The organism is Paenibacillus borealis, from assembly GCF_000758665.1.
In the GTDB taxonomy this organism is placed as follows: domain Bacteria; phylum Bacillota; class Bacilli; order Paenibacillales; family Paenibacillaceae; genus Paenibacillus_AQ; species Paenibacillus_AQ borealis.
The window spans coordinates 6,508,688-6,524,810 of record NZ_CP009285.1; the positions used below are offsets into that span (position 1 = coordinate 6,508,688).

General features: G+C 50.0%; 15 protein-coding genes. 2 read left to right on the forward strand and 13 right to left on the reverse strand.

Annotation, left to right across the window (positions count from 1 at the left end):
- Positions 1 to 15 precede the first annotated feature (15 nt).
- Positions 16 to 546 carry a hypoxanthine phosphoribosyltransferase gene (gene hpt / locus PBOR_RS27570; protein ID WP_218918931.1) on the forward strand — a complete coding sequence of 177 codons (531 nt, stop codon included), beginning with the start codon at positions 16 to 18 and terminating at the stop codon, positions 544 to 546.
- A gap of 155 nt (positions 547 to 701) precedes the next feature.
- Here the strand turns inward: hpt and PBOR_RS27575 are convergent, their stop codons facing one another.
- The 13 genes from PBOR_RS27575 to PBOR_RS27630 form a co-directional block, all read right to left on the reverse strand.
- A complete protein-coding gene (locus PBOR_RS27575) occupies positions 702 to 935 on the reverse strand; it encodes a DUF2188 domain-containing protein (protein WP_042217075.1) in 234 nt (77 codons plus the stop codon).
- Between the two features lie 143 nt (positions 936 to 1,078).
- Complete coding sequence (locus tag PBOR_RS27580; protein WP_042217076.1) at positions 1,079 to 1,345, reverse strand: hypothetical protein; 267 nt, start codon at positions 1,343 to 1,345, stop codon at positions 1,079 to 1,081.
- 138 nt (positions 1,346 to 1,483) lie between these two features.
- The gene (locus PBOR_RS27585) at positions 1,484 to 1,774 is read right to left on the reverse strand and encodes a DUF3139 domain-containing protein (protein ID WP_042217077.1); all 291 of its coding nucleotides are present in this window, start codon (positions 1,772 to 1,774) and stop codon (positions 1,484 to 1,486) included.
- A gap of 186 nt (positions 1,775 to 1,960) precedes the next feature.
- Positions 1,961 to 2,740, reverse strand: a complete 780-nt coding sequence (locus tag PBOR_RS27590; protein ID WP_042217078.1) for an SDR family NAD(P)-dependent oxidoreductase — start codon at positions 2,738 to 2,740, stop codon at positions 1,961 to 1,963.
- A gap of 180 nt (positions 2,741 to 2,920) precedes the next feature.
- Positions 2,921 to 3,670, reverse strand: a complete 750-nt coding sequence (locus PBOR_RS27595; RefSeq protein WP_042217079.1) for a tetratricopeptide repeat protein — start codon at positions 3,668 to 3,670, stop codon at positions 2,921 to 2,923.
- A gap of 26 nt (positions 3,671 to 3,696) precedes the next feature.
- Positions 3,697 to 3,999, reverse strand: a complete 303-nt coding sequence (locus PBOR_RS27600) for a hypothetical protein (RefSeq protein WP_042217080.1) — start codon at positions 3,997 to 3,999, stop codon at positions 3,697 to 3,699.
- Positions 4,000 to 4,444: 445 nt separating this feature from the next.
- Positions 4,445 to 5,635: a WD40/YVTN/BNR-like repeat-containing protein gene (locus PBOR_RS27605; protein WP_052429659.1), complete on the reverse strand. Its 1,191-nt coding sequence runs from the start codon at positions 5,633 to 5,635 to the stop codon at positions 4,445 to 4,447.
- A gap of 234 nt (positions 5,636 to 5,869) precedes the next feature.
- Positions 5,870 to 6,010 (reverse strand): hypothetical protein, encoded by a 141-nt coding sequence (locus PBOR_RS37795; protein WP_157764144.1) that lies wholly within the window; start codon positions 6,008 to 6,010, stop codon positions 5,870 to 5,872.
- Positions 6,011 to 6,749: 739 nt separating this feature from the next.
- A complete protein-coding gene (locus PBOR_RS27610; protein WP_042217081.1) occupies positions 6,750 to 7,640 on the reverse strand; it encodes a sugar phosphate isomerase/epimerase family protein in 891 nt (296 codons plus the stop codon).
- A gap of 43 nt (positions 7,641 to 7,683) precedes the next feature.
- Entirely contained in the window at positions 7,684 to 8,706 is a 1,023-nt protein-coding gene (locus PBOR_RS27615) for a LacI family DNA-binding transcriptional regulator (protein WP_042217082.1), read from the reverse strand.
- Positions 8,707 to 8,770: 64 nt separating this feature from the next.
- Entirely contained in the window at positions 8,771 to 10,345 is a 1,575-nt protein-coding gene (locus PBOR_RS27620) for a DUF3502 domain-containing protein (RefSeq protein WP_042217083.1), read from the reverse strand.
- Positions 10,346 to 10,424: 79 nt separating this feature from the next.
- Positions 10,425 to 11,312: a carbohydrate ABC transporter permease gene (locus PBOR_RS27625; RefSeq protein WP_042141583.1), complete on the reverse strand. Its 888-nt coding sequence runs from the start codon at positions 11,310 to 11,312 to the stop codon at positions 10,425 to 10,427.
- A 43-nt stretch (positions 11,313 to 11,355) separates the two neighbouring features.
- Positions 11,356 to 12,291 (reverse strand): ABC transporter permease, encoded by a 936-nt coding sequence (locus PBOR_RS27630; protein WP_245647923.1) that lies wholly within the window; start codon positions 12,289 to 12,291, stop codon positions 11,356 to 11,358.
- 466 nt (positions 12,292 to 12,757) lie between these two features.
- Here PBOR_RS27630 and PBOR_RS27635 point away from each other — a divergent pair, with 466 nt between their 5' ends.
- Positions 12,758 to 16,084, forward strand: a complete 3,327-nt coding sequence (locus tag PBOR_RS27635; protein ID WP_157764145.1) for a GH36-type glycosyl hydrolase domain-containing protein — start codon at positions 12,758 to 12,760, stop codon at positions 16,082 to 16,084.
- Positions 16,085 to 16,123: the final 39 nt, after the last annotated feature.

Below are 16,123 nucleotides of genomic sequence, written 5' to 3' on the forward strand. Positions count from 1 at the left end.
TCATAAGGAGCGTCAATCATGACACAAATCACCAAGATTCTGGTAAGCAAGGACCAGCTGCAGCAAAGAGTCAGAGAACTGGGCGCTGAAATATCGCGTGACTATGAAGGCCGGGAGCTGGTGCTTATCGGCATTCTCAAGGGCGGCGCCGTATTCATGTCCGACCTGATGCGCGAGATCACCGTCCCCGTCGGCATCGATTATATGTCGGTATCCAGCTACGGGGCAAGCTCCACTTCCTCGGGAGTGATCACGATCAAGAAGGATATCGATACCGATATCCGCGGCAAGCATGTACTGCTCGTCGAAGATCTGATCGACACCGGCCTGACTCTGCAGCATCTGAGGCAGCTGTTCGCCCTGCGCGAAGCGGCAAGCGTCCGCATCTGTACCATCCTCAGCAAACCTTCACGCCGCCTGGTCGATGTCCCCATTGAATACAGCGGCATCGACATCCCAGACGAATTCGTCGTCGGCTATGGTCTGGATTACGCCGAGCAGTTCCGCAATCTGCCTGAGGTGTGGATCGTGGAGACGGGCGATTAAACTAGGATTGCTTCATGAATTCAGTCCTCATCACTGTTGGATTTCAAGCTCATTCCTGCTTGTCATGAAACACCTTAAGCGCAGCAAAACACCCGCAGCCGGAGATAACCCATCTCCAGTCTGCGGGTGTCATTGTTTATTTAGCTTGTCTGTGGTCAGCCCTTTGGAGGGAAAGGATCATTGCCATAGCTGACCGATTCGGAGATTCTGCCATCCTTGTTGTGAATCTTCAGCTCGGTATGAGCCTTCTTCGCCTCTGCTCTACCGGCGTGTCCAGCTTCCTCCTTGGTGCGGTGATGGCTGAGCTTCCTGCCTCCGCTCCCCTGAATATCCCAGCCTCCGTCTTCCCCCGGAGTGATGTGGATGTTATGTTTGCGCTCATCTTCCATGGAGCCGCTCCTCCTCTCATACTTCTTATCCCCTGAGTTCATGCATGCCCTTTATTAACCGCATTAATTCCTGTGCAATCAACAAGGAGCTGCCAGGGGATAACAAATTTAAGCCGAAGATAGCAGGCTCCTACCGTCATGCACTAGTAGCTCCGGCTGTCCTGAATATGAATATAATTAACGCCTTGCGCGGTCAATTTGGAGCCGCTCGTATTCGCGACGCGGACTGCTTTTTTCCCTTTGCCGCTTAGGGAGAAACTGATATTATTAGCCAGCTTATTCTCCACAATCTGCTCCAGCGCACTATGGTATCCCCCGATTGTTATACCCTCCAGGTTCTCCAGCACCGGTTCTTTGCCCTCTTCAATCGTCTTGAGAATCTGATAGATCAACGACTTGCTTCCGTCCATCTTCCATTCGCCTCCTGCGTCTATTGTGAGCGTTTACAACATTTCAGCTGCGTACACAAAGTGAATCCATTTGTATATGTATGTGTTATTCGACAGTGTATGCACATTACCTCTTATTGGAAAAGCAGAAAAGTACATTCAATAGAATGTTTCATCCATATGATTCCCGTGGAGGCTGGAAGTTCCGACAAGTCTGAAGTCCCCTTTCACTTTGGCATACGTATAATTCACATTGGGCTCATCTGTAAATCGCACCTCTGCTTCGTAGTCGCCCGATTTGAAGCTGTAGCATCCCCGGATCTCCTCAATATCTGCTGCCGGATAAAATCTTGTCTGAACCAGATATTCCCTCACTTCACTTGCAATCTGACTTTTCTTATGAGGCAATCCGGTAACAGAGAAATATATCCCTCCGGCCAATAGAGTCATTACCAATAACCCAATAATTGAAGTGCGGCTCCTCAACCTCAAATGATAACCTCCGTTCAACACTGTAATTATTAAGACGATGAAAATAACATATTCTTACATACAATTCCAGTTTAGCACAACGCCTCTCGTATGGCTAACACGAAAGAAAGCACCGGTTAAGGTGCTTTTCGCATACCAACTTGTTTATGCGTTCTGTTGGTAAACCGGTGCGCCCAGCGGAGAACTGCCCGCTCCGCCGTCTACAGCGATATCTGCGCCTTGGATATAAGAGGAATCATCCGAGGCCAGGAACAGCGCCACCTTGGCAACCTCTTCCGGATCCCCCGCACGGCCCAGCGGAATCGAACGCGACATGCCCGCTTCTACCTGGCTCCAATTATCCATCGCAGATTGTCCCCAGATGGGGGTGCGCGTTGCGCCAGGGGCAATGTTGTTAACCCGGATGCCGAGCGGTGAGAGTTCCGAAGCCAGCACTTTGGTCATGCTGCTGACAGCACCCTTGCTGGCGGCGTATGCGGAGTTGCCGGGTCTTCCGGCTTTGGCTAATACGGAGCCGGTCAGAATGACCGATGCCCCGGCCTTCAGATGAGGCAGCGCCGCCTGAACGGTGAAGAAGACACCGGTCACATTAATCTTGAGCACTTCCTCGAAAGTCGCCAAGTCCGTGCTGCCGAGCGGGGTTGAAGCCGCTATACCTGCATTGGCATAGACAACATCCAGTCTGCCGAATGCCTCAATGGCTGCATTCACAGCCTTAACGGCACTCTGCGGATCAGTTGCATCCGCCTGAACCGCAATCGCATGCTCCGCGCCCAGCTCTTCTACCGCCGCCTGTAAAGATACCGGATTGCGGCCGGTAATCACTACTCTGGCACCTTCAGCTACAAACAATTTGGCGGCAGACAACCCGATTCCGCTATTTCCTCCTGTAATCAATGCAACCTTCCCTTCAAGCTTCGCCATCGTTAACACTCCTTAAGTTTATTTGTTGTTACTGTGTAATTAAGTTTATTCCCACCTTTTTGAGACCGATCATTCTAATATAATCAAAGAAAATTTCTCCGCCTCACATTTGCAATCTTAGCATATTGAGAACGATCAGTAAATTATTATTTTTACCGTCCGTTCTCATTTTCCTGTTTATTAACTACCTCCAGGAATTTGCTTGGCCACTGCAACCTCCAGCTTCTCAATAAAGCGCAACGCCTGATTCCTTAGTGCCGTCTCGTAGTCTTTCAGTTTAGCATAGCAATAGATGATGTCGGTCATGCACTCCGTTTCATCAGGCCGGATCTTGGCCGCCAGTCCAAATGCGTTCAGTGCCGCCTTAAATTTACGCATATCCTGAAGAACAAGACCTTTATTGCGCACTGCATCGTAACAGGACGGATCCAGTTCATAGGCTCTCTCAAATTCCTTCAGGGCTGACTTGGAATCAGACATCCTAACATAACACATTCCGAGGTTCAGATGGGGTTCAGGCTGCGCTTCATTAAGCTTCAAGGATTGCTCATAACATTGCCGCGCCTGTACATAGTCTCCTACCTCATAATAATAGGTTCCCATGTAATAAAGAGCATCTTCACTGGCCGGATTCATTCCCAGAGCCGCCTCATAATAATGGAAAGCTTTATCCAGCTCCCCCAGTCTGAAATATACCCGCCCGAGATTAAACACAGGTCTCTCCCACTCCGGGCTCTTCTGCCGAAGACGTTCAAAGCAAGAAACCGCCTCCGGATACTCTCCCAGCGACAAGTGGCAGCAACCCATATAATTAAGACAGTCACCGGAATGCCCAAACTCCCATTCCTCCGTGAACAGTGCAAGCGCCTGAACGAATTCCCCGCGGGCATAAGCTTCTTCACCTTGATCGTACAAACTATCCACTCCCATGCCCCCTCCCCCCTCTATTCAACTCCCTATATAGCCAGCCAGGCAAAAAAGAACATGTATCCGGCGATCCACAGCAACGCAGCAATTATGATCAAGGCCCCCGTGTATCCCACCCAGCCGGACGGTTTCCAGTTGTATTTAAGAATACAAAGCGAAGCCACGATCAGAGCCGCCGCCGGGATGCCAAACATTTGCAGCACTACCGTACTGATGATATCCATGATCAACCCTTGGGTAAGCCAGTGGTTCGTCAGCAGAAAAAAGAACACGATTGATGCGAAATTTACTACAACAGCGCTGATCCACAGTATTTTAACAGATTTAACCATGCTCCACCTCCTTACTATGTCTCATTACCCCGCATGCTGGTAATCATTTCACAGCAACTGATTTCTACTATTAGGTTGGAACAGGTTGTCTGCTATGTGACTCCGGTGCCTACTCATGCTATAACTGTACTTTGTACAACTATAATTGATCTATGATCACGCTGGAGGATTTTAACTGCAGTTTGTACACTTAAAAAACTCAATTTCGCCATAAAGGAAACTTTCCTCAATTTTAGTTGTACAGAATACACTTCGCCCGGCACATCGGGTTATTCTTCGTCTTTTAACTGCAGGAAATACAGTTATCTGATATGGACTCCCTATGCAACGCTCTGCCGTGCATGTCATACACCCTTGCAAGTTCAATTTATGAGGCTGTAATACAAAAAACGGGTCCGCCACCCTCGCAGGGACGATACCCGTTTCTTCATTAGCTATTTAAGGCTTACCGCCCCGTGGTCTCAAAAGAAAACTTAGACGTCCAGGTGGCGCCTGCATCCTTGGTAACATAAAGCGTCGAGCTGTTCAGATCTCTCACTGCAAGCCAGCCTTGATTATGATCGGTGAACGTGATCGTCCCTTCGAAGCCGGGAACTGTGCCCTGGTTGCTCCAGAGCTGCCCGTTGTTCTTGGTGAGCCCGATCCCTACTTGTTCCGCTGCCGGCTGGAAGCCTACCAGGAAAGCGGTCGTTTTGCCGATCAGCACCAGATTGCCCGGGCTGCCCGAAGCCGGCCCTTTCTTCACTTTGGCGCCGCCGCTTCCCGGAGCCGGACCGCCTCCCGCTGTTTCCTGGGCAATCACCCGGGTCCAGCTGCCTCCGGAGTTAGAGCTGCCGTAGAGCGAATAAGAAGTCTGCGACATTCCGTATCCGCCGTACAATACGGCATACACCTGACTGCCGTTTGCATAGATTTGTCCATACATAGGTTCAGCGTAAGAAGATTTCAGCATCAGCTTCCAGTTCGTTCCGCCGTCTGCTGTCCGCATCACCTGGTATCCGCTGCCCGGCACAACGACTACAGCCCATCCGCTATTGCGGCTCGTGAAATACGCTCCGCGAGTATTCGCAGGTGTCTTGATCAGGCTCCAACTCTCTCCACCGTCATTCGTATAATAGGTGGATGTGCGGTTGTAGCCGAATCCCTTACTGCTGTCAAGAAACTCTACGCGTTCAAAGGTCACGGCCTTATTCGACAGCCTTGTCCAGGTAGAGCCACCATCCGTGGTCCGGATCAGATATTTAGCCTGCCCGTCATTGACCGCTGCGAGCGCCCAGCCATGAACATTATCAGGGAAGTCAATCTGCTCAAAACTCCACTGTCCTTCATAAATCTTCTGGAAATGGCAGCCGCCGTCCGAAGTTCCGATCAGGAATCCGTTCCCGGCTGCCCGCCCCGTATCTGCACTCAGAAACTCTACATCGGAGAAGCTAAGCGGGATCGTATCTGCTCCGCTGTGTGCTGCCTGCAATTCCTTAAGCAGGCCATGATCTCCCGTGCTGCAGGCCGGAGCTGTGGTCGGAGCAGGCGCTGCGGCGTTCACCGGAGAAGCTGATGTCCCCCAGCCCAGTAGAGTAAATAGGCTTGCGGTAAGTAAAGTCAACGTGATCTGCTGCAATCTGGTTGTCCAATTCATTGGTGACACCTCCTAGAATATATATACCCTCTATGAGGACTGCTACTCTGCACTATGTAATTGCTTGTCCACTCTGTTTCGCCGAATTACAGCAGAATAAGCAGAGACCGCCCGATGAGATAAGCGGCCTCTGCTTCCGTGGACACTGGTTCAAGATCTAAATTCAGAGCAGTTAGACTTGTACTAGCTGCGTTAGAATACAGTATTGCACAATCAGTTCCCGCTGCACAGACTTCAATACGCGTTCCGTCGTATTCTGGTAACCAGCATCATATAATCCTCAATCAGTGCATCCCTTACCCTGCTGTCTGCCCGGACAACCTTATCCCACATGTAGACGCCGCCTTCAATTACTCCGGAAGAATTCTCAACCATTGCAAGCCGTGAGCCCGCTCCGATCAGCAGTTTAATCCGCTCATAAATCTCCCGGTAATCCTCTTGTATTCACTGATTGTCACTCACGTGCATTCCCCTCTCCGACTCCATAATTTGAGAAAATCAACCTGTTAGCCTAACTCGGAGGGTTGCGGGTCTATGTTCACTTTTATGAGTGTATTAAGAGTAAGCCTCCTAACAATGCAATGTATATAATAAAAGGTACAAAACTGTAACCAATTGAGCTGTTACATTATTCTGCTGTGGTTTAATTAATAAGTACAGAGGCTTACTAACTTACAGCAGCTAAGGGAAGTGAACGAGTATGATAAAAAAGGACATTCAACATGCCCTCCTCTCCAACCTGTGGCAACGCGTTCACTTGATTAGCGGAGAAACCTACACCGGAGTATGCAAAATAGATCACTCATCAGATGCATTACACATCGCAACGAACAAAGGCAGCTTCACTGTTCCTTACTGGACAATCAAGCGTTTCGTATAAGGCACCGATTCCGGGAACAGTCACCAAAATAAATTCCTTACCTCTAATTCATATGCCGGGTCATTTTTGGCCAGCTGAATCAGGGGTATTTCTGCTTCTTATTCCTGCGCCGGCCCTATTCAAATCCGGTATTGTTGTACTTTTTGCAGGATTTCTCGCGGATCTTTAAACTCAAATACAAACAAGACCCCATCCTCCACATGCGTGGATAATGAGGTCTTGTTGTCGTCAAAGTCAAACCACCGGATTCGGCACAAAGCTGCCTCCGCGGCAATGCTTCAAATAATTCAGCGCATGAACCTGGCCGGTCATCTCCAGCTCATCACGATAGACCGGATCATGCCAGCCTTCGATATCGATGGTGCCTTGATAGCCGCCCTGGCGGAGAATGGTGATAATATCGGTCCAGTTGGTATCGCCGAAGCCGGGCGTGCGGTCCCATACATAAGGCTTCGGACCATGAATCCCGTATTCCTTGATAATGTCCCAGCCGATAGTGACATCCTTACCGTGCACATGGAAGATCTTATCCACCCATTTGCGCAGCTGCGGGACCGGGTCGATCAGCGCGGTCAACTGGTGGGCAGGCTCCCATTCCAGCCCGAGATTATCTGCCGGAACGCTATTAAACATCTTCTCCCAAGCTGTAGGGTTATGCGCGATATTCCAGTCGCCCTTCTGCCAGCTGCCGCCCATCGCACAGTTCTCAAAAGCAATCCGCAGCCCCTTATCCGCAGCCTTCTTCGACAGCTCTCCGAACACCTCGGCGAATCTCGGGAGCGACTCGTCAATCGAAGAGCCGGGAAGCCGCCCGGTGAAGCCGCCGACAATATCCGTGCCGAACAGATGCGCATGCTCGATCAGCTGTTCCCAGCCGGCCAGCGTATCCGCACTCTCGATATTGCCGCCAAGCGGATTACCGTAGATCCCGATGGCAGAGATAACGAAATTATGCTCGGCAGCCAGCTCGCGGAGCCGCGCAGCCGTCTCCACGAGATCAGTCTCACCTATCGTCTGCCAGAAATTCAATTGGAAGGACTCGAAGCCATGCTTCACAATCTGCGGAATGACCTGAACGGCCTCAGCGCCGCGGACCAGCGTACCTATTCTCAAATTCTCTTGCATTTTGGTTACCAACTCCAATGGGTTTATAGTCAGCGCCTTGTTCTTACCGGCTCTTAAGCATCTTACAGGAGCCCCGTTTAAGCAATACCGCATCATAGACAATATGCTGATGGTTTGTGCGATTCGAAATAAGATCAAATAATACCCCTACACTGGATAGAGCCATTTCCGTACCCGGCTGGCTGATCGTATCCAGCGCAGGATGATAATATTCTGCCATCTCAATGCCGTCAAAGCCGATAATCGAAATATCATCAGGGATGGACAAGCCAGCGGTAAGCACAGCCTTGGCCGCACCGATGGCAATAGTATCGGAAGCAGCAAATATTGCGGTCACCGCTCTGTCCCGGTTAAGCAGTCTGCGTGCAGCGTTGAAGCCCGAGCTCGGACTGTATTCACAATCCTCTACAAGCCCGGCATTGTAAGGCAGATTATTTTCTTCTAATGCCAGCTTATATCCCTGAAGCCGCCGGCTGCCCGTAGTTTCATCCAATAAAGGTGATTTGGCCAGGAAGCCGATATTCTTATGTCCGAGTGAGATTAAATAACTGGTGGCTTTATAGGCCTCTTTCGATTCATTGATCGTTACGCTGGAGAATATGGACGGGTCCACTTCCTGGGAGGTAGTAATCGTCGTCAGTACAAACGGAACAGTCAGCTGCTTGAACTTTTCTTCGGAATGATTATACGTACCGCCCATGAAAATAATCCCGCTTAAGTTCTTCTCCTTCACAAGTTGAATCGCCGCATTGATCTCATCGGTCCCATCCTCTACCTGATGGATGAGAAACGGATAGCCGCGCAGGTTGACCTGCCGTTCAATTTCCTTAATCATGATGGCGAAGAACGGATTGGTAATCCCCTTGACCATGAGTGCAATGTTCTTGGATTGCGTGGTTTTCAAATTCCGTGCGTTGGAATTCGGAATATAATTGTATTCCTTCACGACACTCAGAACCTTCTCGCGGGTCGCATCACTCACCAGTCCCTTATTGTTGATAACCCTGGATACAGTCGAGATGCCGACTCCGGATATCCGCGCGATATCCTTAATGTTTACGTCCACACTACTCCCCCATTTATAGGTAAGGGAGCTATAGACTATAGCTCCCTGGTACCTTTACATTCCTTTAGTTGACGGGTACAAAATCTGCCAATTGTTTCTCTACTTCGGCAATGACCTTGTCAATTCCTGCTTTTGTCAGCTGATCACGGTATTCTGCAACGGCTGCTTTTGGATCTTTGCTTGTTTTACCCAGCATCAGCTGAATACCGAGCTGTGCATTGACGTTCGAGATCGAAGCGATTTCCGTTGTTACATTCGAAGGATCGAAGCTGAAGCCGTTGTACGGATCATCGATTGCTTCTTTATCCCATTCAGCAAACAGGTCTTTACGGATCGGGTTCTCAGTATCACTCGGAATCACGAACTTGTCGTTTCTGAGGGACCAGGCCGAGAAGCCTCCGCCATCTGTTTTTTCATTGAAGCCTTCCGGCTGCTTCTTCACGCCATCTTCAATGACGTAGTGCTTGCCTTCGATACCGTATTGGATAAGGTTGTAGTAGCTTTCATCGGTCATGAATTTCTCAATTACCATCAGAGAGCGCTCTGGATTAGAGGAATTCGCGCTGATTACCGTCGAGTTGTCTACACCCATTTTACGTTTGATTTTCTTATTCGCTTCAGCAAAAGTATAGAAGCTTGTAGGAGAGTCAGGCAGTGCCTTGATATCCCCGCCGTACTGCCCGATCCAGTCCTGGGCATGAGTCAGATAACCCGCAGAGTTCGCTGCTCTGAAGTTGTCCTTGCTGCCGAGGGAAGCGGACAGAACGTCTTTGCCCCAATAGCCCTTGTCGCCCCACTCACGCATTCTCACAGCCCAATCCTCGAATTCCTGGGTGAAGGCTGGATGGAATACGGTCTTGTAATCCTCCGGACTCTTGGTGACCAGATTCAATTCATTCAGCGAGATACCAGGTGCGTTCAGCCACATGTCTGTAGTATCTACGAGCATTCTGAACATGTTCTGTGCATCCTCAGCCTTACCGTTAATTGGCGGGAAGGATTCGTTGGCAACCACATTATCCATGTATTTAACCATATCATCGATTGTCTTAATTTCGGTCATGCCGTATTTCTTCAGCAGATCCGTACGGTATGCATAACCGGCAGGCGTGTATTCACTGAACAGACTCGGTACGCCGTAGATTTTGCCATTGACCTTGGTGTTCTGCCAGGAGGCTTCAGGAATCTCAGCCTTCAGCTTAGGCGCCACCTTGTCCAGCATGTCGGTAATGTCAGTCAGCGCACCTTCAGTAGCCAGGGTGTAGTAGGACACAGCGGCACCCGGAGAAGCATGCGACAGATCGAACGATTCGCCGGAAGCGAACAACAGCGGATACTTGGTAGCTACGTCCGGCCAGTCAATATACTTGATTTCAAGTGTAGTATTCAGATCAGCCTTAAGCTTCTTATTGATCTCAGCCAGAATTTCTTTATTGGTAACTCCTTCACTGCCCCACAGGTAGTACACCAGCTTTGCTTCCTTAGAGGTGTCTACACCTCCGGCATTGGTGGAAGTGGATGGAGTGTTCGAGGAACCTGAATTATTTCCATTTGCATTATTGCTTGACGAACAAGCGGATAGCACTCCAGTAAGCATGAGGACAGCAGCTAGAGAAGAAGCAATCTTTTTACCTTTCATTCGGTAAGCCTCCCTTTTCTTTTCTATATTATGGATTTTGCATCTATAACAAACACCCTTCGATTGAAGCAGGCGTCTATTAACCCTTAACAGCACCGACGGTAAGACCGGTTACGAAGTAACGCTGAATGAATGGATACAGGAGAATGATCGGGCCTGTGGCCAGTACGGCTGTAGCCATTTTAATGGATTGGGTAGGCAGATCGGCTGTATTAATGACCGCTCCCGAGTTGATGAGACTGCCCATATTCGCCTGGTTGATCATGCGCTGCAGGAAGTACTGGAGCGGGAACTTGGTCGGAGAGTCCATGTACAGCATCCCGTTGTACCACTCATTCCAGAAGCCCAGCGCCGAGAACAGCCCGATAGTCGCCAGTGAAGGAACCGCCAGCGGCATGAAGATCCGCCAGTAGATGCGGAAATCGCCCGCACCGTCAATCGTGGCTGATTCATACAGGGAATCCGGGATCGCCTTCATGAAGTTACGCATCAGGAAGATCGACCACGCCCCTACCACAGCCGGCAGAATCATGGCGAACAGGTTGTCTTTCATATGCAGATGCTTGACCATCAGAATATAAGTCGGAATCAATCCTCCGCTGAACAAGGTTGTGAAATAGATCAGGAAGGAGAAGAAGTTACGGTATTTGAAATCCTTGCGGTTCAGGACAAATCCGGCCATGGACATCATGAACAGCCCGAGCACCGTACCTACGACTGTGATAAAAATCGTAACCTGATAAGCATCCACCAGCTTGGAGGAGTTACTGAGCAACAATTCGTAGGCCTTGAAGGAAACTTCATTCGGAATCAGCTTATATCCCTCGCGGACAATCTCCTGCTCATTCATGAAGGAGGAAGAGATCATCAGCGCAAAAGGAAACACACAGAACAGTGCAAAGATCGTGATGCAGATGTAACTGATCACTTTTATGAAAACACTGCCGGAATCCTGCTTGATTTTAATAGATGTACTTGCCATTTTCATCACCCCTGTTTCGTGTCTTGTCTTAGAACAACGCGCTGTCCGGTTCAACCTTGCGTACAATAAAGTTAACCACAAGCACCAGGACCAGGCCGAATAAGGATTGGTAGAATCCTACTGCAGCACCCATCGAGAAGTTAAATTGTCCCACCAGGGAGCGGAAGACATACGTATCTATGATATCCGTCTGCGGATACAGCACGGAGTTTGTGCCAATGAGATTGTAGAACAGGTCGAAGGAGCCTTTGAGAATCCCGCCCATACCGAACAGCAGGAGCAGTATAAAGGTCGGCTTCAGAATAGGCAGGGTCATGTAGCGGATCCGCTGCCAGGTAGTAGCACCATCCATGTAGGCAGCCTCGTACAGATCATGGTTGATCCCTGTGATCGCAGCCAGATAGACAATCATACCGTAGCCGGTACCCGCCCAGATCTTGAAGGCCACAATAATGTATTTCCAGATGCCCGGATCGTTATAGAACTCATAACGGTCCAGCCCTGCCCCCGAGATTATCGTATTGATGAATCCGGAGTTGAAGTTGAAGAGATTGTAAGCAAACACACCCACGATAACCATCGAAATGAAGTTTGGCAGGAGAATAACGGACTGGGAGATCTTCTTGAACCATTTCCCGGTAATCTCCGACAACATGATGGCAAACACAATCTGAATAATATTGCCTAAAGCAAGGAATACCAGATTGTAGAGCAGCGTATTCTTGGTGATATTCCAGAGTTCTCCGGTCTGCACCAGGAATTCAAAGTTCTTCAGACCGATGAAATCACTTCCGAAGATGCCTTTGTTGAGCTTGTAATCCACGAATGCAACATAAGCGCCGGGCATTACCGCATAATGAAAGACCGCGAAATACACAATGACAGGCAGCAGCATGAGATACAGCACTTTGTTCTTAAATAGTTCCCGGACGATATTTCCGCCCGCATGTACAAATCTTGCCAATGAGCCCACCTCCAAATTGAACGATGCATTCTACCGCATGCATATCTTTGTTTCACTTCTTGTCCCTGCAGCTGAATGACAACTGCGTGCATACCTTTAATATTTAACCGTATTGGACAGTATAGAAACGTTTCCATTATTTCTTTGTGTTTCCCCTTGCTCAGAGCATACTCCCAAGTTGTATACGCTGTCAAACATTTTTTATTTTCGAATTACAAGTAAAAATATTACATTTGACGTTCCAAAAACAATAATTCAGTCGTTTTTTCGCAGATAATTGACTTTTTTTCGTCTTCAGACTAATATCGAGATGTATCACTTATGGAAACGTTTCTATTTATTCTTTACACGGACATGTCACCTTTTTCTTGTGACATCTAATGATGAATTCCCCCTAACCTACATTCATGTCCCAATCACGTACTGGAAAGAGAGGGTTATTATGATTTTCAAACAACAATTAAACATGATTACCTTAACCCGGGATGATCTTAGTTATACGTTCCTGCCAACAGGAGATATCTTCGAGTTCACCCATGAGTCTACTCTCATTAATCAGTTCCAAGGCAATCCTGTAGAAGGTTCAGCTAATAATATCTATCTGCGCGTGCATACAGAGGAAGGAATTAACAGCTATCCATTACTCGGTATCCGCTCCGGCTCCAAGCTGTCCCGTACAGATGACAAACTCATTTTTGAAGGTTCTATAGAAGCCATCAGCTACCGTGTCACCTTCGCGCCGGCCCGGGACGGAATCTGGTTCTGGCATATTCAGCTCTCCGGCAGCGGCGAGACTGTTGATGTGGTATACGGACAGGATATCGGGGTCGCAGGCAAAGGCGGCGTACTGGCCAATGAGCTGTACATGAGCCAATACCTGGATCACAGCATCTGGGAAGGCACGCACGGCTACGCCGTATGCTCGCGCCAGAACCAGCCGCAGGGCACTGATTTCCCTTATCTCCAGCAGGGTGCAGTGGGTACGCGCGCAGTAGGCTATTCTACTGACGGCATGCAGTTCTTCGGCGTGTCTTACAAAGGCAGTTATGTGCCCGAGGTGCTTAGCGGCAATCTGCAGAACCGCAACTATCAATACGAGCTGGCCTATACCGCGCTGCAGACAGAGCTTATGACGCTGTCCGCTCCCGCTGAATTCGCTTTCTACGGGCTCTTCCGCCCTACTCATCCGGCTGCTGTTACAGAGCTTGAGTTCCAGGCCGAGCTGCAGGCAGCTTACGATGAAATCGACTGGAGCGCGGGTGAGGCTGTGCCGGGCAGAGATGTGCCTGTGCTAAGTACTGATATTGGCGCACCTTATGTCTCTGCACAGTGGACCCAAGCTGAGATTGATGCGGCTTACCCTAACCGGAAGCTTGAAGAAATTGAGAACGGGGAACTGCTCTCCTTCTTCACTGATGAGCATGTCCACGTAGTCCTGCAGCCCAAGGAGCTGCTGGTTGAACGTCCGCACGGCCATATCATCACTACGCTGCTCGATAAAAGCCAAGTCGATAACAACCTAATTTCTTCCACTAACTATATGTACGGAATCTTCAACGGCCAGACGGTTGTCGGCAATACCTCTTTCCACAAACTGCTCTCCACACCACGCGGGCTGCTGAACATTCAGCGGAACAGCGGACAGCGGATCTATGTCCGTCTGGATGGGGTCTACCGGATTCTTACGCTGCCGGCAGCTTACGAAATGGGCGTTAACTTTGCCAAATGGCATTATCAGGTAGAGGATGATCTGCTCACGGTTACCGTCTTTACCGCAGCAGGCCAGCCGGATGTTGCCCTGCAGGTACAGTCGAAGCTCGGCAGAGCCTATGACTATCTGATCACGAACCAGCTTGTTATGGGTGAGCATGAATTCCTGCATCCGGTAAGAGTTGAAGCCAAGGACGGTATTCTGCAGGTTCTTCCTGACGAAGCGTCCGTGCAGCAGCTTCCTTATCCGGGTCTGCATTTCGATATCCAGCTGCCGGGAACGGCCTATACGTACAGCGATGACCGGATGTTCTACACGGACAGACAGCCGCGCAACGGAACGCTGCTGACGATTTCCGTCTCGCATTCCGCAGGCTTCCAGCTTGTAATTCAGGGCCGGCTCACACAGGCGGATAGTCTTCCCCTGTTATCTCCTTACACTGCGGAAACCGAGGCAGCGCTGTATAAAGGGTTCTATGAAACGTTTACTTCGGGCTTCCAGCTCCAGCTTGAAGGTGCTGAGCAGTCACGGATTGATATTCTGAACGAAACCGTCTGGTGGTACACCCATAATGCGATGACCCATTTCATTATGCCGCATGGTCTTGAACAGCCGGGCGGAGCCGCATGGGGCACACGCGATGTATGCCAGGGACCGATGGAGTATTTCCTGATGACCCAGCATTATGAGCTCGCCAGAAATGTATTGCTGAAGATTTATTCTCATCAGCTGTGGGAGAGCAAGGAATGGCCGCAATGGTTCATGTTCGACCAGCATCCGGTTCAAGCCCATGAATGGCATGGCGATGTCGTGCTCTGGCCGCTGAAATGCATCAGCGATTATATCATGGCTACCGGAGACTATTCGATTCTCCAGGAACAGGTTGGCTATCACCACCTGGCAGATGCTCAGCCAAGCCAGCAGACCGAAACCGTGCTCGAGCATGTCAAAGCTGCTGTAGAGACGATCCGTGAACGCTTCGTACCGGGCACGTCCCTGATCAATTATGCCGGCGGCGACTGGGATGATACTCTGCAGCCTGCCGATGAAGCCTTGAAGACCAAGCTCGTGAGTGCCTGGACTGTCGCTTTGGCCTTCCAGGTTATCCGCAACCTGTCGCAGGTCACTGAAGCCGATGCCGAATTCTCCGCCAGCCTTGCTGTAATGGCAGAAGAGATGAAGGAATCCTTCCGGACGCTGCTGATCAAGGATGGCGTCATTGCCGGCTTCGCTTACTTCCAGGAAGACGGAGAGATTGACTATATGCTTCACCCGCTCGATCAGCAGACGGGCATTAAGTACCGGTTACTGCCGATGACACGCAGTATCATTGCTGAACTGGTCACCCCGGAACAGGCGGTTGCCAATTTCCGCCTGATTGACGAGCATCTGAATCACCCGGATGGCGTACGTCTGATGGATCGTCCCGCCCGCTATGAAGGCGGCGTAAGCACCATCTTCCGCCGTGCTGAGCAAGCCGCCAGTGTGGGCCGCGAGATCAGCCTGCAGTATGTACATGCCCATATCCGCTACCTCGAAGCTTCCGCCAAGCTTGGCGAAGCAGACCGCGCCTGGGAAGGCCTGTTCCGGATCAACCCGATCAACATCCGGCAGAGCGTTCCTAATGCGCAGCTGCGCCAGAGCAATATGTACTTCAGCAGCTCGGACGGGAATTTCCCTGACCGCTACAGCTATCAGCAGAACTTCGATCAGCTGCGTGACGGCAGCGTAGAGGTTAAAGGCGGCTGGCGCCTGTATTCCAGCGGCCCCGGAATCTATCTCAATCAGCTCATCTCAGCTATTCTGGGTATCCGCTTCAGCGAAGAAGAGCTGATCATTGATCCGGTACTGCCGGCAAGTCTTGACGGACTGCGTTTCACTTATGAGTGCTTCGGCCGTCCGTTAACCTTTGTCTATCACATCGGCTCAGGCCCGGCCCGCACTCCGGAGCTGCAAGCAGCAGGAACTGCTGTTACCGGCCAGGTCTTGTCTAATCCGTACCGCCCGGGTGCCGTAAGCATTGCCAAGAACAACCTGCTTACGCTGCCTGGCGATGAATTGCATATTTATTTGGCACAATAATATATACAGACAATAACTTTCAGTACGTTTAACGAAGGA

Bases quoted from the DNA above. Each gene is read 5' to 3' on its own strand.
- PBOR_RS27620 (WP_042217083.1), bottom strand. From the start codon at position 10,345: ATGAAAGGTAAAAAGATTGCTTCTTCTCTAGCTGCTGTCCTCATGCTT.
- PBOR_RS27610 (WP_042217081.1), bottom strand. From the start codon at position 7,640: ATGCAAGAGAATTTGAGAATAGGTACGCTGGTCCGCGGCGCTGAGGCC.
- PBOR_RS37795 (WP_157764144.1), bottom strand. From the start codon at position 6,010: ATGGTTGAGAATTCTTCCGGAGTAATTGAAGGCGGCGTCTACATGTGG.
- PBOR_RS27585 (WP_042217077.1), bottom strand. From the start codon at position 1,774: ATGACTCTATTGGCCGGAGGGATATATTTCTCTGTTACCGGATTGCCT.
- PBOR_RS27600 (WP_042217080.1), bottom strand. From the start codon at position 3,999: ATGGTTAAATCTGTTAAAATACTGTGGATCAGCGCTGTTGTAGTAAAT.
- PBOR_RS27575 (WP_042217075.1), bottom strand. From the start codon at position 935: ATGGAAGATGAGCGCAAACATAACATCCACATCACTCCGGGGGAAGAC.
- PBOR_RS27590 (WP_042217078.1), bottom strand. From the start codon at position 2,740: ATGGCGAAGCTTGAAGGGAAGGTTGCATTGATTACAGGAGGAAATAGC.
- PBOR_RS27605 (WP_052429659.1), bottom strand. From the start codon at position 5,635: ATGAATTGGACAACCAGATTGCAGCAGATCACGTTGACTTTACTTACC.
- PBOR_RS27580 (WP_042217076.1), bottom strand. From the start codon at position 1,345: ATGGACGGAAGCAAGTCGTTGATCTATCAGATTCTCAAGACGATTGAA.
- PBOR_RS27635 (WP_157764145.1), top strand. From the start codon at position 12,758: ATGATTACCTTAACCCGGGATGATCTTAGTTATACGTTCCTGCCAACA.
- PBOR_RS27595 (WP_042217079.1), bottom strand. From the start codon at position 3,670: ATGGGAGTGGATAGTTTGTACGATCAAGGTGAAGAAGCTTATGCCCGC.